General features: G+C 58.8%; 19 protein-coding genes. 6 read left to right on the plus strand and 13 right to left on the minus strand.

Annotation, left to right across the window (positions count from 1 at the left end):
- Together ASD50_RS23345 and ASD50_RS01335 are read left to right on the plus strand one after the other, a co-directional pair.
- On the plus strand, positions 1–198 hold a 198-nt coding region (locus ASD50_RS23345), incomplete at its 5' end, for a hypothetical protein (RefSeq protein WP_162251972.1).
- Between the two features lie 18 nt (positions 199–216).
- On the plus strand, positions 217–396 hold the full coding sequence (locus ASD50_RS01335) for a hypothetical protein (RefSeq protein ID WP_056234796.1): 180 nt from the start codon (positions 217–219) through the stop codon (positions 394–396).
- A 26-nt stretch (positions 397–422) separates the two neighbouring features.
- Here ASD50_RS01335 and ASD50_RS01340 read toward each other — a convergent pair whose 3' ends face one another.
- The 7 genes from ASD50_RS01340 to ASD50_RS01370 all read right to left on the minus strand — a co-directional run bounded on the left by ASD50_RS01340 (position 423) and on the right by ASD50_RS01370 (position 8,534).
- Entirely contained in the window at positions 423–1,127 is a 705-nt protein-coding gene (locus ASD50_RS01340; protein ID WP_082549454.1) for an outer membrane protein, read from the minus strand.
- 263 nt (positions 1,128–1,390) lie between these two features.
- On the minus strand, positions 1,391–1,897 hold the full coding sequence (locus ASD50_RS01345; RefSeq protein WP_156464893.1) for a hypothetical protein: 507 nt from the start codon (positions 1,895–1,897) through the stop codon (positions 1,391–1,393).
- Positions 1,898–1,996: 99 nt separating this feature from the next.
- Entirely contained in the window at positions 1,997–3,469 is a 1,473-nt protein-coding gene (locus ASD50_RS01350) for a type I restriction endonuclease subunit R (protein ID WP_200952367.1), read from the minus strand.
- Positions 3,470–3,596: 127 nt separating this feature from the next.
- Positions 3,597–4,385 carry a hypothetical protein gene (locus ASD50_RS01355; RefSeq protein WP_056234808.1) on the minus strand — a complete coding sequence of 263 codons (789 nt, stop codon included), beginning with the start codon at positions 4,383–4,385 and terminating at the stop codon, positions 3,597–3,599.
- A 210-nt stretch (positions 4,386–4,595) separates the two neighbouring features.
- Positions 4,596–5,984: a DEAD/DEAH box helicase gene (locus tag ASD50_RS01360; RefSeq protein WP_413813863.1), complete on the minus strand. Its 1,389-nt coding sequence runs from the start codon at positions 5,982–5,984 to the stop codon at positions 4,596–4,598.
- Between the two features lie 700 nt (positions 5,985–6,684).
- Positions 6,685–7,740 (minus strand): glycerophosphodiester phosphodiesterase family protein, encoded by a 1,056-nt coding sequence (locus tag ASD50_RS01365; RefSeq protein WP_056235077.1) that lies wholly within the window; start codon positions 7,738–7,740, stop codon positions 6,685–6,687.
- Positions 7,741–7,910: 170 nt separating this feature from the next.
- Positions 7,911–8,534, minus strand: a complete 624-nt coding sequence (locus ASD50_RS01370; RefSeq protein ID WP_056234814.1) for an invasion associated locus B family protein — start codon at positions 8,532–8,534, stop codon at positions 7,911–7,913.
- Between the two features lie 221 nt (positions 8,535–8,755).
- On the opposite strand from ASD50_RS01370, the gene ASD50_RS01375 reads away from it, so the two are divergent.
- Positions 8,756–10,573: an extracellular solute-binding protein gene (locus tag ASD50_RS01375; RefSeq protein WP_056234817.1), complete on the plus strand. Its 1,818-nt coding sequence runs from the start codon at positions 8,756–8,758 to the stop codon at positions 10,571–10,573.
- Between the two features lie 61 nt (positions 10,574–10,634).
- Positions 10,635–11,315, plus strand: coding sequence for a DsbA family oxidoreductase (locus ASD50_RS01380; RefSeq protein ID WP_056234820.1), 681 nt, complete (start codon positions 10,635–10,637; stop codon positions 11,313–11,315).
- 86 nt (positions 11,316–11,401) lie between these two features.
- On the opposite strand, the gene mfd is transcribed toward ASD50_RS01380, so the two are convergent.
- Positions 11,402–14,890: a transcription-repair coupling factor gene (gene mfd, locus ASD50_RS01385; protein WP_056234823.1), complete on the minus strand. Its 3,489-nt coding sequence runs from the start codon at positions 14,888–14,890 to the stop codon at positions 11,402–11,404.
- 25 nt (positions 14,891–14,915) lie between these two features.
- Entirely contained in the window at positions 14,916–15,200 is a 285-nt protein-coding gene (locus ASD50_RS01390) for a succinate dehydrogenase assembly factor 2 (protein ID WP_056235079.1), read from the minus strand.
- Between the two features lie 235 nt (positions 15,201–15,435).
- Here ASD50_RS01390 and recG point away from each other — a divergent pair, with 235 nt between their 5' ends.
- On the plus strand, positions 15,436–17,544 hold the full coding sequence (recG, locus tag ASD50_RS01395; RefSeq protein ID WP_056234827.1) for an ATP-dependent DNA helicase RecG: 2,109 nt from the start codon (positions 15,436–15,438) through the stop codon (positions 17,542–17,544).
- Here recG and ASD50_RS01400 read toward each other — a convergent pair.
- The 4 genes from ASD50_RS01400 to ASD50_RS01415 form a co-directional block, all read right to left on the minus strand.
- Positions 17,496–18,245: a DUF502 domain-containing protein gene (locus ASD50_RS01400; RefSeq protein WP_056234830.1), complete on the minus strand. Its 750-nt coding sequence runs from the start codon at positions 18,243–18,245 to the stop codon at positions 17,496–17,498. The two genes, recG and ASD50_RS01400, sit on opposite strands and share 49 nt — an antisense overlap.
- Positions 18,246–18,317: 72 nt before the next feature.
- Positions 18,318–20,144: a glutamine--fructose-6-phosphate transaminase (isomerizing) gene (gene glmS / locus ASD50_RS01405; protein WP_056234833.1), complete on the minus strand. Its 1,827-nt coding sequence runs from the start codon at positions 20,142–20,144 to the stop codon at positions 18,318–18,320.
- A 155-nt stretch (positions 20,145–20,299) separates the two neighbouring features.
- Positions 20,300–21,649: a bifunctional UDP-N-acetylglucosamine diphosphorylase/glucosamine-1-phosphate N-acetyltransferase GlmU gene (glmU, locus tag ASD50_RS01410; RefSeq protein ID WP_056234838.1), complete on the minus strand. Its 1,350-nt coding sequence runs from the start codon at positions 21,647–21,649 to the stop codon at positions 20,300–20,302.
- 128 nt (positions 21,650–21,777) lie between these two features.
- Complete coding sequence (locus tag ASD50_RS01415) at positions 21,778–22,524, minus strand: cytochrome c biogenesis CcdA family protein (protein ID WP_056234841.1); 747 nt, start codon at positions 22,522–22,524, stop codon at positions 21,778–21,780.
- Between the two features lie 179 nt (positions 22,525–22,703).
- Here ASD50_RS01415 and ASD50_RS01420 point away from each other — a divergent pair, with 179 nt between their 5' ends.
- Positions 22,704–23,081, plus strand: coding sequence for a hypothetical protein (locus ASD50_RS01420; protein WP_056234844.1), 378 nt, complete (start codon positions 22,704–22,706; stop codon positions 23,079–23,081).
- Positions 23,082–23,109: the final 28 nt, after the last annotated feature.

Consider the following 23,109-nt stretch of genomic DNA (forward strand, 5'->3'; position numbering starts at 1 on the left):
CAAAGCTCTCCAGCACCGCTGCCGGCAATGCTGCCGGATTACGAACGCGAAAAGCTGAACGCCGAAATACTTCTCAACAAGGCGGCCTACGGCGCATGCTTACAAATCGATCGACTACTGAAGGAAACCGGCATCGAGAATTTCAGCAAGCACTGGCGAGAGCACAAAGCCGATCTTGAAAAGATCGAGAATTTCTAAAGAGCGACCGGAGCCGTTTTGAACAGCAAATCAACCAAGGAAAAGCGGCGCAAGATTCCGACGTTCAGCCTGAAGGAGTTGGAAGAAGCCGGAAAAATTCCGCCCTATACCAACCTGATGGACCCCTTCGACAAATGGCTTGAAGCAGAGAAAAAGAAAGAAATGGCCGAAAAGGCTGGGAACGACAATGACCACTAAGGGCATTGTCGGCAGATTAGGCCGCCCTAGAAGTTGAGGACAACACCCAATTGGAGATTGTGGCTATGCAGAGAGCCTGCCAAAACGTCGCCCATTGTGTCGGTGATATCAGCGTTTTCGATCTTCTTATAGCGATATCCAGCATCAATTGCCCAACCATTCCCTAGGTCGTACTGAACACCAGCCCCTAGCTGCCATGCGAACGAAACGCCGCCATCGTGATGACCGTAGGGACTAAATCCATCCGTCCAGTCCGGCTCTAGCCATGCCACACCGGCACCTCCACCCACGTAGGGTTTTAGCGCCATGTTCAAAGGAATATCTATCCAGACATTGGCTAGGAGATAGGTGGCGTTAACACCTCCGGTTCCAGTGAAATCAAATGGGCCGAAGACGATATTCCCAAACGCTTCGTCCGTATCTATACCAAATCTTTGATGGGAGAGCTCTGCTTCTACCCTTGACCAGTCATTGATCCGAGCCCCTAGCGTGCCGCCTAGCGACCAGCCCGTATCGAGCGAATAGATGTAATGCCAGTTTATGGGGTCGATATCTGCTCGATATTCTGAATCGAAACTCGCACCGGCAAAAACTGAAGCATAGAATCTCGTAGCTACCGGCAATTTTTCCGAAGGCAATGGCATTCCCGCATCGGCAGCAAAAGTGGGGAAGCAAGCAAGCCCAATCATAGAAATTGCTAAAATAGCTGATCGTGAAATAACATTTATCATAGCACTGCTGCCCCAATAGCCTGAATTCCGAATAGAGAATACTAGAACAACACAATGCTCAACTGAAAGGCAAAGAGCTTAGCGACAAGGAACGTTATTTAAGCTTGCAGTGTGGCGATTTTGCCACTGGCGAGTCATTCTTCGCTGGATTCTGCGTTTCCCTGCTCCCTCAACCCCTCGTAAAGCTGCCCCGAACCAAGCAAAACATCCTTTAGCCCGTCCCTGATCTTTTGCAATTCCAGTGCCAACTTGCTCATCAAGAACTAGCGCCCCTGCCTCAACATGCAGCGGTAGCTTTCGTCATCCTTTTCGTCAGTAGGCGTTTCGAGAATTAGCTCAAACACTCCAAACATGGCCGCCTTTGAGCCATCCGCAAAGAAATCTAGATCGTCGTCTGGGGTTTGCCTTCCACAACTTTTGAACAATCTCTCCACTTCGCTTCTGCTCACCGTCTCAAATCCCAATTGATTTTCGATAGCGAAGGGTTCTTTTCCCTTGAAAACAGCAAAGTAATAGGCAGGAAGATTTTCGCAGAATTCGTTCGTTTCAACCTTTTCGCTTGCGGTAAGCTCGCCTTTTCGGATCATGTAGTGGTTAGCTGCATCGGCAGTATCGACGCCGCACATTCCGTCAATTGAACCGTTGTAGTCGCCAGTCTGATTTAAGCCGGTCTGGATGATTATGGTTACTTCATATTGGGCTTGGTCAGCTCTACCCGGTTGCAGCATCGCCAGCAGCACCAATACCGCCAACATCAGTCTCTGCTTCATTACCCCGCTCCCTCAACGCTTCGTAAAGCTGGCCCGGACCAAGCAGAACATCCTTCAGGCCATCCCGGACTTTCTGCGACTCCAGCGCCTGCTTGCTCATCACGGTATGCCCGCCAAGGCGTCCATGATGGCGTTCAGGATTTCCTCGGACAGCGTAGGCGAGTTGGCGAACTGGGCCTTGGTGTCGTTGCTGGCCTGTGTGACCAGTTCCTTCGATTCCAGCAGCTTTCCCTTGATGACGTTGTTCACATAGACAAGCTGATCATCGTCGGTCAGTTCACCTTCGAACAGGTCGTTCACCTTGGCTATGATCTCGGCAAGAAGCGCCTTTTCCTTCTCCTGAAGGCTGCCCGAACCGGCTTCCGTCAATGGAGCCAGTTTTTCTTTTTTCCCACCGTCCACGGATAGCGGCAACCGACCCTGCGATCTCAGACTGTGGTGCGTCAGCTTCACTTTCGACAGGTCGATGCCTTCCCGCTCCCGGCCAAATTCCAACAATGGAATGAGCCGGCGATAGAAGATGAAGCGCTTTTCGATATCGGTGTTGCCGTAGTCGAATATCTGCGACAGGAAGGAATAAAGTCGCAGATATGCGCCCATGTCACCCTTGAACAGAACCAGAGAATTCAACTCATCACGAGCGGTCGTGGCATCGGCATCATCGCCCTTATCCAGCGCCGTTTTCAGCCTTTCCTGAGCGATTTTGAATTTCTTGAGCAATCGGTCAGCCACTGGCGAGATAGCCGCCACAAGCTGCCCCTGCTGGCCTTTGGGGTCCATTTCGACCCGAACAACCCGATCAACTTCATAGTCATCGTAATGGCCGGAAGCATCGAGCTTGGTGCGCAGATTGAAGACCAGGTTCGGATCGGTGACGGCTTCCAGTTCCGCCGTGTCGTAATAGGTCCGGAAGGCAGACAGGATATCTTCCGAACTGTTCACGAAATCCAAGATGTAGGTGGTGTCCTTGCCGGGATGCGCCCGATTGAGACGTGACAGGGTTTGCACCGCCTGAATGCCGGCAAGCCGCCGATCGATATACATGCCGCACAAGAGCGGCTGATCAAAACCGGTCTGGAATTTGTTGGCCACCAGAAGCAATTGATATTCCTCGCCCGCAAATGCTTCCCGAATGTCCCGGCCCTTGAGGTTCGGATTCAATTCCTTGCTGTTTTCGGTGAATGGATCGGGACCGCTTTCCTTGTCGTCAACCTCACCTGAGAACGCCACCAAAGAGCCGATCTTGTAGCCTTTGGATTTGATATATTTTTCAACGGCAATCTGCCAGCGAACCGCTTCCTTGCGACTGGCCAAAACCACCATCGCCTTGGCCTTGCCATCGAGCAGCGGAGCGACATTTTCCCGAAAATGCTCAACGACAATCTGAACCTTCTGGCTGATGTTGTAGGGATGAAGCCGAACCCATTGCATGATGCCTTTCAGCGCAGCATCACGCTCAACCTGCCTGTCATCCCATTCCTGACCGCCATTTGCCAATTTGAAGGCCAGTCTGTACGGCGTATAATTTTTGAGCACATCGAGGATAAAACCTTCCTCTATCGCCTGCCGCATTGAATAGAGTTTGATGATTCATGCGTATGCCCCGAAAATTCCACGCCCATCTGACCAGCATGAAAGCCGATCATCAAGGCAACCTTTGTCGCAGGATACGCTATCAAACTCTGTCAAAGGTTACCGGTTATGCGGCCTTCGGATCGACGCCGACCTTCCCATAGTTCTTAAATGACTGAATGATGGATGGAATCTGTCGCCTGCGATCCTCGGGATTGCGAGCGTAAGCCGCTTCCTGATGCAGGATCAGTTTGAGATTGGCATCGTCCATGCCGGCAGATCGCAATTTCAGGGCAAATTCAAAGAAATTGTCGTTTCCAGCACCCGGAATATTGGCCACTTTCCGCCATTCCTCCTTGATGGGTTTGATCGCAATATCCATCAACCAGTCAGTGGCCGGGATGGACGGCTCCGCCTCTGGCGGCTTTCGATGATACTTTTGAATCCATTCCCTTGGTTCCAATGGCTTCCTTTTGCCACCTTTGAACTCAAGGAAAATATTCCCAGATAGATCAGCCGCCTGACAGGGCAGGTAAAACAGACTGGCTGCGTTCTTCTTTCTCGGATCAAAACCATGATCCGCAGAAGCCGATTCAAACCGTGACCAGAATTCGTTCATGATCGTATTGTGGGTCTGAACACTGAAGACGGTCGTTGTCGGAATATAGGCTCGATATCGTGGTTTGGCTCTAGTGGAACTGAAGGTGTTGAAAATCACCATTTCGAGACCGGGAAAAAGTTTGGCCAATTTTTCCGGTTCGAGATCACCGCCATCATTGTCGAGCCAGATTCCTCGAAGGAATTCGACATTCTTCAGCCCCCGCTGGGTATTCACGCCTTCTTTTGCATTAAAATAGGCCGGACTGATCAAGGAGTTATCTGCCCGGTCGGGAATGGTTCTCTGCGATTGATGCATCAAGAATTCGATGAATTCCCGATTAGATTCATATAGTATATAATCCTCAGGATTTTTGGCAGTTATAGATGGGAATTGCATTCCATAGAACCAACTTGTTACGTTTTGTATATTATTATTAATATAGGTTTCGTAACAGCGAGAATCATCGGAGATATCATCCAGAATAATTTTGTTACACTTGTTGATAAATTCAATATGGTCTTTAGCTTATCTTCTTCTATAATTGTATGCAGCCTGTCTTGTTGCATTATTTCTATATTTCTTTCTTCTCCCAGACTTTTTTGACTCCATCTGATGGCCGGATAACCAATCCAGTTTCTCGATTGTCGATCCGGGCAACAGGTAATGGAGATGATCGGCGGTCGCTCTATCCATCACGATAATCTGGACAGGTTGCGTGTCATTCGGCGATCGGAGTGAACACCGCATGATCGATTGATAGGCGGTTTCATAAAATCGGGCGACCTTCACCTGTTCCTCGGTCAAGCCAAGCGTCTCAAAATAGGACAGTTCGGATGGACTCGGATTCAAGGCCGACAGGAAAACGACATTGTCCACATGCTGATAGCAGTTCAGGCCATGGGAAATACTCGGCAGATGTATCCCGTTTGGATTGTTTGGAAACAGGTTCTCGCCATGCAACTTGTTGGCGACCCAGAGAAACGGTTCATCGCCAAAATGGGCAGAAACCTTTTGAACAATCTGGTCATGGAGAGAAGAGCCATCAATCTCTGATTGACGGCCTTGAAGCTTTCCAGACCATGGCCGATCCATGACATAGGAAATTGTCGCTCGGCTTCCATCATGCTCTTGGAACCGCAGTCCCGATGCCAGTTTCTTGTTCTCGACAAAGCGAACACCAAGCATCGACCACAGTTGATATATCAGCGTGTTCTTGAAATTTGCCGACAGGATCAAGGTGCTCTGAAAAGGCTTCACCACTTCTGGGCGAACCAGCGAGAAGGCATTCAGCTTTTTTCCGAACCGGTCATCTGAGCCCAGCGCATCGATGCTGGTCTTTGGCGCATACACGCTGATGTGATCCGCACGGGCATTCCATGCCAGTCTATGAATGTCGGTTCTGTCGGCGACATCTTCCGGGAAAGCGATCACCTTCTCCGGATGCTTGCGCAGAGAAAGCTCCGTCAGATCGCCCCAAGGGGTTGGCGACTTCGAACAGGCACCCGCCAGTTTCAGGACTTCCTCATCGATCATCAGATCAAAGGCATGATGGACCTGCGGTGCTTCATCGATGATGAGATGCCAATCAAGCCCGCCATGGTAGCGAAACATGCTCAGGGCTTGATGGGTGATGAAAACAATCTCGCCACCATTCGATTCCGGCTTCTTCAGGCATCGATGCAAGCGCCGGATGACCGCCTCAGACTGCTCGTCCCCATCATCGGACAGGATTTCCTGAACCCGAACGTTGTCAGAGCAGCCGATCTCCAGCGCCGTCATTGTCTCGGCTATGACCTTCTTGGTCGGCATGGCGATCAGGACACGTTCGCCGCCCATGGCTCGCTCATGAGCATACTCCAAAATGGCAGCGTGCGATTTACCGGACCCAGCCGGTGCATTTAAATATTCTATCATGCAACTAACGTTTTTCTATATAATCGAAATATATAAATTCACTGATTTAATATTTCTTCAATCAATACTTTCGTATATATAGAGCGGGTACATGCGGCTTGTCAACAGCGATTTTCAGACGTTCTCGGGAGATTTTGCTGTAATCAGTGTAAAAACAACGATTATTAGCATTATTTTCTAGTATTCGTGCGAAATCTGACCAAAAATAGCCGGTTTTTATACATTAGTAAAATGTAGAACAAAATGGGTGCCTTGGTGGAATAATATTTTTTTTACCAATCTATACTTGAATTCCCACCGAAAGCGCCTATTTCACTCCAATACCCATTTGAAAGAGGCCGCATATGGAGGAAACTGAACGAGCCGATTGTAGAGAGAAGCGACTTCTCACGCTGGCAGAAGCCGCAAGATACTGTGGCGTAAGCCCCAAAGCATTCAGACGAGAGTTTCGGTTTGCGGAGTATTTTCCTAACCTCTATCGGAAGACAAAAGATTGCTGCGGTCGATTTGCCACGAGTCCATTGACGATCCCGCATCGATTGACAAAAATTTTACAAAGAAATCATTTGCCTCTATCATATTATAAAACAATACTTTTTACAGATATCAGTTCTCGAAGCGCTAAGCGCCACGGTGCTGGCACCAGATCGGAAAGGCCGCCTTCGGGCGGCCTTTTTGTTTGCGTGGGCTGGATCGGCAGTCAGTTGATGCTGGCGGTCTGGCCGGACGAGACAGGCTGCTGATCGCCATAGGGCACGCGGTAACCGTTGACGGAGAGCCATTCGATGGCGGCCGCGGGTTCGTCCGTCTGGATGATGGTGACGCCGCGCTCGGCCCAGAAGCCCCAGCTTTCGGCAGGAAGGCTGGCAGCCGTGGCCAGTTCATCGCCGCGCCCGCCTGCGAGATAGCCGCCCGGCTTGTTGACGATGGCGTAGGTGTTGGCCCAGATGTGCCAGTCGCCGCGTATAGCCGCGGCGCGCATGCGGTTGGAAAACAGCGGCCCGCCGGTTTCAGTGAGCGTCTGGGCACCGGCGCGCCAGTTGATCATCTCCATCGCATCGGCCGGCAAGGCAGCCCTGACCGTCTCGGCGAAACGCGCGTCGCTCACCGCATCGTCGGCGATGATCGGCATGAAATGGAAGCCGCCGCCAGCCGCGCGCAGCATCTCGCCAGCCTCGGCGATGCGGCGCTCGTTCCACAGGTTCTCCTTGATGACGACCTGGCCGGCCATGTCCAGGTCGCGCGCGACGGCTACCATTTCCGGCAGGTCCGCCAGGGCAAGCTTGTTGTCGATGTTGACGAGAATGCGGTCCTTCGCCGCTGCAAGGAATTCGGCAAGGGTCGAGACCGGTTCGCCGGTGGCGACGCCGGTGCCTTCGACAACCAGCCGGCATGTCTTCAATTCGGCCAGCGTTCGGCTCGCGGCCTCGCCCTTGCAGGTGGTGGTGCGATCGAGCCAGCTGTCGTGCATGACGATCAAGGCGCCGCCGGCGGAACGGCGGACATCCACCTCGACCATTTCGGCACCGGCGGCGATGGCGGCTTCCAGCGCGGCGAGCGAGTTTTCAGGAAAGCGCGTCTTGCCAGCCTGAAGGCCACCAGCGCGGTGTGCGACCACCATGACATGATCGCGCCACTGGTTGGCATGCTCGAAGCGTTCCAGGATCCGGCCGGCGCGGGTATCCGTCGCATGCGCCGCTCCGGCAGGGATCAGGAAAAGAGCGGCAAGCGCCCAAGTCAACCACGCCATTCGCATCAGACTCACTTCGTCGGACCTGTCGTGGCCGTGAGTTAAGCGAATGCCATGACGGCGCCGTGAACGAAGCCGGCTTCTAAGACGCGAGCCGAAACGAAAAAGCCCCGGAAAACCGGGGCCTTTTTGAAATCATACCTTGAGGCTGTGCGCCGTAAAGGCGCTCAGCAGGATCAATTGCCGGTCTTGGCCTTGTCCTGCTCTTCCTTGAGCTTCTTGGCGAAGTCCTCGTTGTTCTTGGTAACGAACTCCTGCAGCTTCTTCTGGCGATCCTCGAGGTCGGACTGCTGCATGGCAGGGCCGTCGAACGCACCGCTGAAGCCCTGAAGCGAAATCTTGATCGGGTTCGGCTGGTTCTGGAAATTCACCGAGGTCAGCGTCAGTTCGGAGCCCTTCTTGAGCGACGCCACGAGCTGGTCGGTCATCGGAACCTCGGCCACGCAGCGATCCGGGAAGCAGATCACGTAGTCGAGCTTCTGGGCCTTGCCGCCGTCAACCTGCAAGCCGATGCCGGGAGGCACGAGACGACCGGTAGGCACCGTGACCTGGAAAACCTTGCGGTTGACCTTGCCGCGCAGGTCGATGAGGCTGACGCCGGTGACAAGCTGGCCGTTGCCGGCAGTGACGATGTTCTGCACGTTGCAGATATCGACGTCCTCCTGCTTGGAGCAGGCCTTGAACCAGCCCTGAGGAACCTGCTGCTGAGCGGACACTTCCACGAGGCCCACGCCCAGGAAACCTGCCACGCCGGCAGCGATGACCGACAGGCGGTAAGCGTTGGAGTTCAAGCTCTTCATATGGTGTGCTTCCTCTCGACTCTGCCTGCGACGCATTCAGGGCGCCGAATGGCCACGCTACCTGTTGCGCAAATGAGGCAACAGAATGGCTTTGGCGCGGGTGTTACACTGACAGCGTTGGCAAATCCAGCCTGTTCAACGCATTTCTTGAGGGGGCGCACAGCCTCCAGGATGGTAGTCTGGCGTTCGAATCATCCCCAGGTCCAAAATCGGAGTCTGCGATGCGCCGAACTACTGCCTGGCTGGCCGCCGCCGCGTTTATCGCCTTTGCGCCGCAAAACCTGCTGGCGGCACCCAAGCACGGCATCTCCATGCAGGGCGACCCGGCGTTGCCGGCAGATTTCACGCATTTTCCCTATGCCAATCCCGACGCACCCAAAGGTGGCGAAATCACCTATTGCGTGGTGGGCACGTTCGACAACCTCAACCCGTTCATCATTAAGAGCCTGCGCACCACCGCGCGCGGCGTGATCGATACAATCTACGGCAATTTCGTCTTCGAGCCATTGATGCAGCGCAATGCCGACGAGCCTTTCAGCCTCTACGGCCTGCTTGCCGACACCGCCGACATGGACGACGAGCGCAAATCGATCGAATTTCATCTCGATCCGAATGCCAAGTGGTCGGACGGCCAGCCGGTCACGCCCGAAGACGTGCTGTTCACCTACGAGGCCTATACCGAAAAGGGCCGGCCGCCCTATTCCGACCGCATGAAAAAGGTCGCCAAGCTGGAAAAGACCGGCGAGCGCAGCGTGCGCTTCACCTTCAACGACAGGGCCGACCGCGAATTTCCGCTGATCATCGCAATGACGCCGATCCTGCCGGCCCATGCGTTTAAGCTGGAAACTTTCGACCAGACCACCTTGAAGCCGGTCATCGGCAGCGGTCCCTATGTGATCGACCAGGTGGTGCCGGGGCAGCGCATCGTGTTCAAGCGCAACCCGGCCTATTGGGGCAAGGACATTCCCGCCAAACGCGGCTTCGACAATTACGACAAGGTGACCATCGAATATTTCCTCAACTCCAACGCCCAGCTGGAGGCGTTCAAGAAGGGCCTGTGCGCCATCAACACGGAAGTCGATCCGGTCAAGCGCGCCCGCGACATGGACTTCCCGGCGTTCAAGGAAGGACGCGTGGTCGCGGAAAACTTCAAGAGCGGCATTCCGCCGGTGGTGACCGGCTTCCTGTTCAACACGAGACTGGAAAAATTCGCCGACCCGACGGTGCGGCGAGCACTCGGCATGCTCTACGACTTCGAATGGGCGAACAAGAACCTGTTCGGCGGCAAGTTCAAGCGCACGATGAGTTTCTGGCAAGGTTCGGAACTGTCGGCGCTCGACCATCCTGCAAGCGACAAGGAAAAGGCGCTGCTTGCCCCCTTCCCCAACCGTGTGCCGGCTGACGTGATGGACGGGACGTGGCGACCCCCGGTGACGGATGGATCGGGACAGGACCGCAAGGTGCTGCGCGCGGCTTTCGATATGCTGAAGGGCGCCGGCTACAAGATGAGCGATGGCGCGCTGCACGATCCCAAGGGCCGGCCACTGGCCTTCGAAATCCTGACCTCATCCCAGGATGAGCAGCGGCTTGCCGCCGTCTACCAACGTACCTTGGCAAAGATCGGCATCGAAGTGACGATCAGGGCGCTGGACGGCGACCAGATCCAGGCGCGCAAGCAGCGCTTCGACTTCGACATGCTGATTGGTGCTACCGGTTTCAACAATTCGCTTTCGCCCGGCATCGAGCAGATCGGGCGCTGGGGATCGGAAGCGGCGAAAACCGAAGGCTCTTTCAATCTGGCCGGTGTCGCTGACCCCGCCGTGGACGCGGCGATGGACGCGATGGTGAACGCGCGCGACAAAGAAGATTTTGTCGCGGCGGTGCGCGTTCTCGACCGGTTGCTGATTTCAGGGGCCTACATGGTGCCGATGCAACACAACAGCGAGCAATGGATCGCGTATTGGGCCTACCTTGCGCACCCGGACAAGACCTCGCTTTTCGGATATCAGTTACCTACATGGTGGCGGAAGACGAACTAGGTTTGGACCGTTAAGGTCTGCAAACTCGCCATTTCCGCCGGATTTCCCTGAAAGGACGACCATGAGCAAGCCGACCGCCATTACCGTGGACGTGGTGTCCGATGTCGTCTGCCCGTGGTGCTTCATCGGCCAGAAACGGCTGGACAAGGCGATAGCCGCAGCAGGCGATGTCGAGGTCCACGTTCGCTGGCGTCCGTTCCAGCTCGACCCGACCATCCCGCCGCAGGGCAAGGACAGGCGCGACTACATGCTGGGCAAGTTCGGCAGCGAAGAACGCATTCGCGAAATCCATGCCCGGATCGAGCCGTTGGGAGATGTAGAGGGCATCAATTTCGCCTTCGACGCCATCAAGGTCGCGCCCAATACGCTCGACGCGCACCGGCTTATCCGCTGGGCGGGCGCCATGAGCGAAGAGGTGCAGAACCGGCTGGTTCGGCGGCTGTTCCAGATCAATTTCGAAGAGGGCGGCAATCTCGGCGATCACGCCGTGCTGATCGAGGCCGCGCGCGAGGCCGGAATGGATGTATCCGTTGTGGAGGCACTGCTGCCTTCCGACGCCGACGTGGAAGCGGTGCAGAACGAAATCGCCACCGCATCGCGCATGGGCATAACCGGCGTGCCGTGTTTCCTGTTGGAAGGGAAATATGCGGTGATGGGTGCTCAGGATGCCGCCACGCTTACCGACGCCATCCGCCAGATTGCCCAGGCAAAGGCGAACGGGGTGTTGGAGAACGCGGGGTAAGCGAGTTTTTGGGCTTCTTTCGCAAGTCTGCGTCCAGCAACACCCCTCATCCGAGCGAAGCGAGATCGGATGAGAGATGTTTTTCTCTACGCCGCTAGCTTGGCCAGTTGCGTCATGATGATGGCGGAGCCGGCGAGCCGCTTGTCCGAATTCGGCCAGTCGCGGATGAAGACGACCGACTGATCCGGCCTGATCTTGGCCATCGAGCCCTGCTCGGCGATGAACTTGACCAGCCCGGCGGGGTTCGAGAATTCGCGCTTGCGGAAGTGGATGACGACGCCTTTTGGACCGGCGTCCAGCTTCTCGACATTGGCCTTGCGGCAGAGCGCCTTGATGAAGACGATCTTCAACAGGTGCTTGACCTCGTCGGGCAGCGGACCGAAGCGGTCGATCAGTTCCGCGCCGAAAGCATCGATCTCTTCCGGCGTTTCGAGATCGCCCAGGCGACGGTAGAGCGCGAGCCTCAGTTGCAGGTCCGGCACGTAGCCTTCCGGGATCATCACGGCTGTGCCGACCGCGATCTGCGGCGACCAGCCGCCATCCTGCACCTCGCCGCTGTCCTTCACCTCGGCAACGGCCTCCTCCAGCATCTGCTGGTAAAGCTCGAAACCAACTTCCTTGATGTGGCCGGACTGTTCCTCGCCAAGCAGGTTGCCTGCGCCGCGGATATCGAGGTCGTGGCTGGCAAGCTGGAAGCCTGCGCCCAGCGTATCGAGCGATTGCAGCACTTTCAGGCGGCGGTCGGCGGTGTCGGTGAGCTTCTTGCGTGCCGGCAACGTGAACAGCGCATAGGCGCGCACCTTCGAGCGACCGACGCGGCCCCGCAGCTGGTAAAGTTGGGCCAGCCCGAACATGTCGGCGCGGTGGATGATGAGCGTGTTGGCGGTCGGGATATCGAGGCCGGATTCCACGATGGTGGTGGACAAAAGCACATCGTACTGGCCGTCGTAGAAGGCGTTCATGATGTCGTCGAGTTCGCCGGGCGGCATCTGGCCGTGCGCGACGGCGACCTTCAGTTCCGGCACGTTTTCGCGCAGGAAATCCTGGATTTCCGACAGATCGCTGATGCGCGGCACGATATAGAAGGAATGTCCGCCGCGATAGCGTTCGCGCAGGAGCGTCTCGCGGATGACCAGCGGATCGAAGGGCGAGATGAAGGTGCGCACGGCCATGCGGTCGACAGGCGGCGTGGCGATCAGCGACAGTTCGCGCACGCCGGTCAGCGCCAGTTGCAAGGTGCGCGGGATAGGCGTGGCCGACAGCGTCAGCACATGCACGTCGCTCTTCAGTTCCTTCAGCCGTTCCTTGTGCTTGACGCCGAAGTGCTGCTCCTCATCGATGATGAGCAGGCCGAGCCGCTTGAACGAAATCGACGAACCAAGCAGCGCATGGGTGCCGACGACGATGTCTATCGTGCCCTCGGCAATGCCCTTCTTGGTTTCGGCCAATTCCTTGGCACCGACCAGCCGCGAAGCCTGGGCAACGCGCACCGGCAGGCCGGAGAAGCGCTGCGCGAAGGTCTTGAAGTGCTGGCGCGACAAAAGCGTGGTCGGCACGACGACGGCAACCTGGAAGCCTTCCATCGCGGCGATGAAGGCGGCGCGCAGCGCAACCTCGGTCTTGCCGAAGCCGACATCGCCGCAGATCAGCCGATCCATCGGCCTGCCGGCGGACAAATCCTCCATGACGGAATCGATCGCCGTCTGCTGGTCGTCGGTTTCCTCGTAAGGGAACCTGGCGGAAAACTCGCCATAGAGACCATCGGCGGGGATCATCGTCGGGGCGGCCCGCATCTGGCGCTCGGCGGCGATGCGGATCAACTGGCCAGCCATGTCGAGCAGGCGCTTCTTGAGCCTTGCCTTGCGCGCCTGCCATGCGCCGCCGCCCAGCTTGTCCAGCGTTGCTTCGGCTGAGTCGGAGCCGTAGCGCGACAGAAGTTCGATGTTCTCGACCGGCAGGAACAGGCGGTCGTCGCCGGCATAGTGGATTTCGAGGCAATCGTGCGGCGCGCCTACGGCCTGTATGGTCTTCAGGCCGATGAAGCGGCCGATGCCGTGATCGGCGTGGACGACGATGTCGCCGGACGACAGCGACGCCGCCTCGGCAATGAAGTCGGACGCCTTCTTCTTGCGTTTGGAGCGGCGGATGAGGCGGTCGCCCAGAATATCCTGCTCGGCGACGACGACCAGTTCATCCGTCTCGAAGCCGGTTTCGAGCGGCAGCACGGCAAGGCCCACCTGCCCTGCTTCCAGCTTTTCGGTTTCGGCCAAGGTGGCGACGGGCTTCAACCCGCCAAGGTGATGCTCGTCGAGGATCTGGGTCAGCCGGTCGAGCGAGCCTTCGGTCCAGCCGGCAACAACGACGCGGCGCTTTTTGGCGCGTTCCTCGGCAATGTGCCTGACCACCACGTCGAAAACATTAGCGTTGGGGTCGGCGCGTTCCTCGGCAAAGCTGCGGCCGGACCTCGAACCGCCATGGAACACCTTGCGCCCACCGGCATCGGGAGCGTCGAAGGGCGTGAACTCGATGGCAAGGCGTTCTTGCAGCGCGGCAGCGACATCATCGGGCGAGAGGTACATGCGCGCCGGTTCGACCGGCTTATAGGGAACCGCTTCCTTTAGCGCGCCACCGGCCTGCGCCGTGCGCGCCTCGTAGTGATCGAGGATCAGCTTATGGCGTTCGGCAAGCGATTCATGCGTCAGGTGGTCGAATACCACAGGCAAGCCGGGCAAATAGTCGAACACCGTCTCCAGCCGCTCGTAGAAAAGCGGCAGCCAGTGCTCCATGCCGGCAAAGCGGCGGCCTTCGCTGACCGCGGCGTAAAGCCCGTCATCGCGCGAGGGCGCGCCGAAGGCTTCGATATAGGCGCGGCGGAAGCGGCTGATGGTTTCGGGCGTCAGCGCCACCTCGCTCATGGCCTGCAAGGACATGGCGTTGCGCTGGCCGATGGTGCGCTGGCTGGCGACATCGAAGGCGCGGATCGATTCCAGCGTATCGCCGAAGAAATCGAGGCGCAGCGATTCGCTCCAGCCCGGCGCGTAAAGATCGAGAATGCCGCCGCGCACGGCGAATTCGCCAACGCCGCGCACCGTCGGCACGCGCTCGAAGCCGGAGGTTTCCAGCCGCGCCACCAGCCTGTTCATATCGATCTGGTTGCCGGGCCTGGCGTGGAAGGTCTGCGCTTCCACCAGATCGGCTGGCGGGATGCGCTGCAACAGCGCGTTGGCGGTGGTGAGGATGACGGCGCGATGCGGCTTGGCGGCCAGCGCGATCATGGCGGTCAACGCGTCGAGGCGGCGGGCAGCGACCTCGGAGCCCGGCGACACGCGGTCGTATGGCAGGCAATCCCAGGCCGGGAGTTCCAGTACCGGCAGGCCAGGCGCGACGAAAGAAAGCGCCTCGACGATGGCCGGCAGACGCTGGCCGTCGCGGGCCACGAACAAAAGCGGGCCATCGGGATTTGCCTCCTTCACCGCCTGCGCGATGGCAAAGGCCTCATAGCCATCGGCAACGCCATCGACGATGAATGCGCCAAGGCCGGTCTTCGGCAGGCCGATTATGGGAAGGAGGCTCATGAGACTGCTTTTCGAAGGCTATCGTTCAGACAGAGACATCCCGCGCGGCGATGACCTTGTGCAGGATCGGCAGGCCGAGATTTTCCGGGATCGGCTGCTGGCCGGTGATCCACGGCAAAAGATCGGTATCGGAGATGTCGAGGAGCCTTTCATATTGGTCGATCTCGTCGCTGGTCAAGACGCCGATCTCGGCATCGGCGAAGCGCCCGAGGATGAGATCCATCTCGCGCATGCCGCGATGCCATGAGCGGAACAGAAGCTTGGCGCGCCGGGGCTCCAGCCCTTCGCTTGTTCTCGTCGTTCCGGTCATATGCTTGTTCCTCGTCGGCTGGTTGCGCATATAGCGTGGATAGAGGCCGGTGTCAGCCTTGCAACGCGGCACGGAGTTCTTAATCTCTGCCGATGTCTCTCGTTGCATTTCGGACCGAACCCCCACCCCTAACCCCTCCCCGCAAGGGGGAGGGGGACGCCATCGCTTCAGGGTTCCGGTCCCCCTTGCGGGGAGGGGTTAGGGGTGGGGGTAATTGGCTGGCGAAAGTGTAGCCATGCGCCCTTCCCTGCTCGATCCGTTGTTCGCGCCCATTACTTCGCTGGCCGGCGTCGGCCCGAAGGTGGCAACGCTGATCGAACGCGTGCTGCCGGTGGATCTTGGCGAACGGTCGGCACGCGCGGGCGATTTGCTGTTCGTGCTGCCCAATTCGGTGATCGACCGCCGCAGCCGGCCCGGCATCGCCTATGCGGCGGAAGGCGCGATCGTGACGCTCGAGGTGCGCATCGACCGGCACCAGCCGCCGCCGCGCGGCAACAAGTCGGTGCCGTACCGGGTCTATGCGCATGACGACACCGGCGAAATCGCGCTGACCTTCTTCCATGCCCATGCCGCCTATCTGGAAAAGGCGATGCCGGAGGGCGAGCAGGTTCTGGTTTCAGGCCGCATGGAGTGGTTCAACGGCCGCCCGTCGATGGTGCACCCTGACCACATCGCGCTGGCCAGCGAAGCGCATAATCTGCCGCTGGTCGAGCCGGTCTATCCGCTGACGGCTGGACTCTCCGGCAAGGTGCTGCGCCGCGCCGTCGGCCAAGCGCTGGAGCGCGTGCCGACGCTGCCGGAATGGCAGGACGGCGCCTTCATGCGCAAGCAGAGCTTTCCCGATTTCCGGACATCGCTTGAGCGCGTCCACAACCCCGCCGATCCGCTCGACGTTGCCGTGGAAGGGGCCGCGTGGCGCAGGCTCGCCTACGACGAATTGCTGGCCGGACAGGTGTCGCTGGCGCTGGTGCGGGCAAAGGTGCGGCGACTTTCCGGGCGACCGCTGACCGGCGACGGACGCGTCGTGGAAAAGCTGCGCGCCACCCTGCCCTACTCGCTGACCAACTCGCAGGAAACCGCGCTTGCCGAGATACTTGCAGACCTCGCCGAACCGGAGCGCATGCTGCGGCTGCTGCAAGGCGATGTCGGCTCCGGCAAGACGGTGGTGGCGCTGCTTGCCATGGCGCGAGCGGTGGAAGCAGGCGGACAGGCGGCGCTGATGGCGCCGACCGAAATCCTCGCCCGCCAGCATCTGGCGACGATTGCGCCACTGGCCGCACAGGCGGGGCTAAAGACCGCCATCCTGACCGGCCGCGAAAAGGGCCGCGAGCGCACGGACACCTTGGCCGGCCTCGCTGATGGCTCGATCGACATCGTGGTCGGCACGCATGCGCTGTTCCAGGAAAGCGTAACGTTCAAGAACCTTGTCTTTGCCGTGGTGGACGAGCAGCATCGCTTCGGCGTGCATCAGCGCTTGGCCATCACCGCCAAGGGCGACGCGCCCGACATGCTGGTGATGACGGCGACGCCCATTCCCCGCACGCTGGTTCTCACCGCCTTCGGCGACATGGACGTTTCCAAGCTTACCGAAAAGCCGGCCGGGCGACGGCCGATCCGCACCGTCACCTTGCCGCTCGAACGGCTGGACGAACTGGTCGGACGCATCAGCGATGCCGTTGCGGATGGCCAGAAAATCTACTGGATATGCCCGCTGGTCGAAGAATCCGAGGAAGTAAAACTGATGTCGGCGGAGGATCGCTTCGCTTCGCTGAAACCGGTGTTCGGCAACCGGCTGGGCCTCGTGCACGGGCGCATGAAAGGGGCCGAGAAAGATGAAGCGATGCGCGCCTTCAAGGAAGGCGAGACACGCGTACTGATCGCTACCACCGTCATCGAAGTGGGCGTGGACGTGCCGGACGCCACCATCATGGTGATCGAGCACGCCGAGCGCTTCGGGCTTGCCCAACTGCATCAGTTGCGCGGGCGGGTCGGGCGCGGCGACAAGCCCTCCTCCTGCGTGCTGCTCTACAAAGACCCGCTCGGCGAAACCGCAAAGCGCAGATTGTCGGTGATGCGCGAGACGGAAGACGGCTTCGTCATCGCCGAGGAAGACTTGAAATTGCGCGGCGAAGGAGAAGTACTGGGCACGCGCCAATCAGGCACGCCGGGCTTCCAGATCGCCCGTATCGAAGCGCACGGCGACCTGCTCGAAGCTGCGCGCGACGATGCACGGCTGATCCTGACGCAAGACCCCGAATTGCAAAAGGAGCGCGGCGAAGCCCTGCGGCTGCTGCTCTACTTGTTCGGCAGGGACGAAGCGGTGCGCTTGCTGCGCGCCGGCTGAGCTTCTTCAAATGTCGGATTGGAAATCTTGATCGGCCCGCCTTTTGGACCGGCCTGCTTGGTCTTGAGGTCCGGGGCCACCAAACCGGCAGAAACGATGAGACGGGCACCCTCTTCGATGGTCATGTCCAGCATGACGATCTCGGACTTGCGCACATACATCAAAAAGCCCGTGGTTGGATTGGGCGTGCACGGCATGAAGACGGCGAGCAGCGGATCGTCGCCGGCATCCAGCTTCTCGTTGATCTCGGTCTGCTTCTCGCCGGGGACGAAGACCAGCGACCACACGTCCTTGCGCGGATATTCAACCAGCCCGACCGCTTTGAACATGTCGCCCTTGTTGGACAAGATGGTTTCGAAAATCTGTTTGAGCGAACGGTAGATACCGCGCACCAGAGGCATGCGGCCAAGCAGGCGCTCTCCGAAATTGACGATGGCGCGGCCGACAATGTTGGCGGTGAGGAAGCCGATCAGCGTGATCAGAACCAGCGCGACGATGAGGCCGAAGCCGGGAACGGCGAATGGCAGATAGGTGTCCGGGCTGTAGCGGGAGGGGATATAGGGCTTCACCCACGAATCGACCCAGCCAACGAACGACCATGTGAGATAGGCGGTGATCGCCAGCGGTGCGCAGACGATGAAGCCGGTCAGGAAATAGTTCCTGAGCCGCGTCATGGCTGAAGTCTTGATTACGTCCGACATCGCTCCCCGCTTCGTTGCGGCGCAACATTAGGCGAGCGGGGCGCTGTTTGGAACAGCGAAGTTGGTCTTGCCCTATTCCACCGTCACGGACTTGGCGAGGTTGCGGGGCTGGTCGACGTCGGTGCCCATGAACACGGCGGTGAAATAAGCCAGCAACTGGATCGGCAGCGCATAGACGATGGGCGAGATGATTTCCGGCACATCCGGCAGGATGATGGTTTCGAGCGTATTCACACTCGCCTGGGCCGCGCCCTTGGCATCGGTGATGAGGATGATCTTGCCGCCGCGCGCAGCCACTTCCTGCATGTTCGACACGGTCTTTTCGAAGATGCGGTCGTGCGGCGCGATGACGATGACCGGCATCTTTTTATCGATGAGCGCGATCGGCCCGTGCTTCAACTCGCCCGCAGCGTAGCCCTCTGCATGGATGTAGGAGATTTCCTTGAGTTTCAGAGCGCCTTCCATGGCGAGCGGAAAATTGGTGTCGCGGCCAAGGTAAAGCACATGCTCGTAGCGGGTGAGTTCGCGGGCCAGTCTTTCGATCTGACCGTCGAGTGTATTCAACACCTGGTTGGTGTAGCGCGGCGCTTCAGAGAGAGCGCGCACCAGCGCCCTTTCCTCATCAGTGGAAATGGTGCCGCGAGTAGCGGCAGCATGCACCGCAAGCGACGCAATGACCGACAGCTGGCAGGTGAACGCCTTGGTGGAGGCAACGCCGATTTCCGGACCCGCCAGAGTGGGCAAGGTCACGTCGGCCTCGCGGGCAATGGTCGATTCGCGCACGTTGACGACCGCGCCGATCTTCATGCCCGCCTGACGGCAGTAGCGCAGCGAGGCCAGCGTGTCGGCGGTCTCGCCCGACTGCGAGATGAAGAGTGCGGCGTCCCCGGACGACAGCGGCATTTCGCGATAACGAAACTCCGAGGCTATATCGATATCGACCGGCAGACGGGCGTAACGCTCGAACCAGTACTTACCGATCAGGCCGGCAAGGTAGGCCGTGCCGCAGGCCGAGATGGCGAGGCGATTGATCTTGGCAAAGTCGAACGGCAGGTCCAGCGGCTTTGTCGCACCGTTGGTAAAGTCGAGATAGTTCGCCAGCGTGTGCGAAATAACCTCCGGCTGTTCATGGATTTCCTTTTCCATGAAATGGCGGTGGTTGCCCTTGTCGACCAGATAGGAGGTGCCAAGCGATTTCTGGCGCTTGCGCTCGACCGCCTTGCCTTCCATGTCGAAGATCGACACGTCGTTGCGGCGTACTACCGCCCAGTCGCCATCTTCCAGATAGGTGATGGAATTGGTGAAAGGGGCGAGCGCAATGGCATCGGAGCCCAGGAACATCTCACCCTGGCCGTGGCCAACGGCGAGCGGCGGACCGTTGCGGGCGCCGACGATCAGGTCCTCGTCGCCCTTGAACATGATGGCGAGCGCGAAAGCGCCCTGCAAGCGCTTCAAGGCGTTGTGGGCCGCTTCCACCGGCTTGGCGCCGCGCGCCATTTCACGCGAGACCAGATGGGCGACCACCTCGGTGTCGGTCTGCGAGGAAAACTGGTAGCCGTCTGCAATCAGCTCGGTGCGCAGTTCGGCAAAATTCTCGATGATGCCGTTGTGGACGATGGCCACGCCGTTGGAGAAATGCGGATGCGCATTGGTCTCGTTCGGCACGCCGTGGGTGGCCCAACGGGTATGACCGATGCCGATGGTGCCGGACAGCGGCTCGTTCTTCAGCCGCGTTTCAAGATTGACCAGCTTTCCTTCGGCCCGGCGGCGGGACAACTCGCCGCGCTCGATGGTGGCGACGCCTGCCGAATCATAGCCGCGATACTCAAGACGCTTCAGCGCGTCGACAATCAGCGGCGCCACTGGCGAATGGCCAACAATAGCTACAATCCCGCACATTTGCCTTGCCCCTGACCCGATATTCGATGTGCGCTGTTTAGGAAGCGCAGTTCATCCGAGAAAATCACATTGCGTTTCGCCACGTAGCAATGACCTGGATTGCCGCAGCACATCATGTTTCCAGAATGGCGTTGCAATCCAGTTAGCAGAATTGCTTACTTTTTCGCAGCTTCTGCACGGCGGGTGCGCAATTCCTTTGCCTTACCGGGCATCGTCTTCTGGCGGGCGCGGCCAAACGCCAGCGCATCGTCGGGGACGTTTTCGGTGATGACGCTGCCCGACGCCACATAAGCGCCGTTGCCGATCGAAACCGGGGCAACCAGCGAGGAATTCGAGCCGATGAAGGCGTTTTCGCCAATTTCGGTGAGGAATTTCGAATAGCCGTCATAGTTGCAGGTGATGGTGCCGGCACCGATGTTCGCTCCCGCGCCGATCACCGCATCGCCGATATAGGTGAGATGGTTGACCTTGGCGCCCTTCTCGACCACCGCCTTCTTGACCTCGCAGAAATTGCCGACCTTGGCCTTGGTCTTGAGATCGGCACCGGGCCGCAGGCGGGCGAACGGGCCGACCTCGCAGCCTGACGCAATGGTCGCCCCTTCCAGATGGCTGAACGCGTGGATGGTCGCGCCGCCCTCGACGGTCACGCCCGGTCCGAACCAGACATTCGGTTCGACGACGGTGTCCGCGCCAATTTCTGTGTCGTGCGAGAAATACACCGTCTCGGGCGCAATCAGCGCGACGCCTGAAAGCATCGCCTCATGGCGACGGCGCCTTTGCCAGATGGCTTCTGCCGCAGCCAGTTCGGCGCGGTTGTTGATGCCGAGTGCATTTTCAAAGGTCGCCTCGGTGGCGACGACATCGAGGCCGCGCTGGCTGGCGATTTCAACGATGTCGGTGAGGTAATATTCACCCTTGGCGTTGGCATTGCCGACAGTATCCAGCAACCCCAGTGCGTGCTTGCCGGCAATCGCCATCAAGCCGCCATTGCAGAAGGTAATAGCGCGCTCTTCGGCACTCGCATCCTTTTCCTCGCGAATGGCTATGAGCTTGCCACCCTTCTCGATCAACCTGCCGTAGCCGGTCGGGTTGTCGGTGCGGAAGCCGATAACGACCACCGCAGCGCCCTCCGCGAGCTTCAAGCGGGCGACCGTCAGCGCGCCGGGATCAATCAGGGGTGTATCGCCAAACATGACGAGGATGTCGTCGTGGCCGCGCTCGATGGCGGCGCGGGCAGCCAATACCGCATGGGCCGTGCCAAGGCGTTTTTCCTGCACGAAGGTTTCGGCTTTCGGTGCGAACTTTGCCGCCGCCTCGCGCATCTGGTCCGCACCATGGCCGATCACCAGTGCGAGATTGCCTGCGCCCGCCGTCTCAGCCGCCCTCACCACATGCGCGACCATGGGCAGGCCGGCAATCTTGTGCAGCACCTTCGGGATAGCACTTTTCATGCGCGTGCCCTCGCCGGCGGCGAGGATGATCGACAGGCAGGTACGTTGGCTCATGGATGATAACCGGGAAATGAATTGCACGGATGAGCGCTATGTAGCACCGCCGCCTTGCTGCACCAATGCGGTTAAATTCGGGTGAGGATCGCGAAGCAGCTGACTCTTAATCAGCGGGTCCACGTGCTTTAGCCAAGCCGCCCCAGCACCGGGAAGTTCTCGAGCAGCCAGTAGGATACCGCCTGTACGCCGCCGGTCAGGAAGAACACACCGGCGACCACCAATAGCGCGCCGATGGCTTTTTCGACGCGGCCGAGATGAACGCGGAATTTGCCGAGGAAGCGCATGAATGCGCCCGAAAACAGGGCGGCGATCAGGAACGGAATGCCGAGGCCGAGCGAATAGGCCGCCAACAGCAACGCGCCTTCGCCAACCGTTTCGCGCCCGCCTGCAAGGGTCAGGATAGGCCCCAGCACCGGGCCGATGCAGGGCGTCCAGCCGAAGGCGAAGGCAAGGCCCATGACATAGGCTGCGAGGAGGCTTGCAGGCTTGCCTTCGCTCTGAAAGCGGGCTTCGCGCGAAAGCAGCGGAATGCGCAGGACGCCTAGGAAGTTCAGGCCCATTATGATGATGAGCACCCCGGCCGCCATCGCTAGCGGTTCCTGCCAAACGCGCAACAGGCGACCGATGCTCGAGGCGCCGGCGCCAAGGGCCACGAAGACGGTAGAAAAGCCGAGGACGAAAGCGATGGATGCCGCAATCAGGGCGCCGCGCGCGCCTGCCTTGGCGGCAACGCCTGCATTGCCGCGAAAGTCATCGACCGAAACGCCGGCCATGTAGCACAGATAAGGCGGGACAAGCGGCAGCACGCAAGGCGACAGGAACGAAAGTGCCCCTGCCCCGACCGCACTGACGTAACCGATGTCCAAAGCCATGTCGCCGTTCCAGCTTACCGGCCTTCACATAGCGGCAGGAGAAGCGGTCTTCCAGTCACAGTTGCGTGGCAAGTCGCCGCTGTCCGGGAAGAAAGCGGCATGTGAACGCGTTCCTGTAACGAGGCGCGCGATTTGTCGCGTCTCATTGACCCTTTCAAGCGATCCCAGGGAGATGAAACATGAAGGCGATCACAGTCGGACTGGCCGCGCTCTTGCTCAGCACGGCGTCGAGCTTTGCGGCACAGGCATGGATGGAAGCCGATGCCGGCGGCAGCAAGATCTTCACCGATGCCAAGGGCATGACGCTCTACACCTATGACAAGGACGAAGCCGGCAAGACCAATTGCTACGACAAATGCGCCACGAACTGGCCGCCGCTGAAAGCCGAGGCAGACGCCAAGGCCGAGGGCGAATGGTCGATCGTCGACCGCACCGACGGCACCAAGATGTGGGCCTACGAAGGCAAGCCCGTCTACACCTTCATCAAGGACCAGAAGGCCGGTGATGTGACCGGCGACGGCGTCGGCGGTGTGTGGCACATCGCCAAGCCGGATTGATATCCGGTTCGGTATTCGGATTGAGGCT

Origin of the sequence: Mesorhizobium sp. Root552 (assembly GCF_001427285.1) — a bacterium.
In the GTDB taxonomy this organism is placed as follows: Bacteria; Pseudomonadota; Alphaproteobacteria; order Rhizobiales; family Rhizobiaceae; genus Mesorhizobium.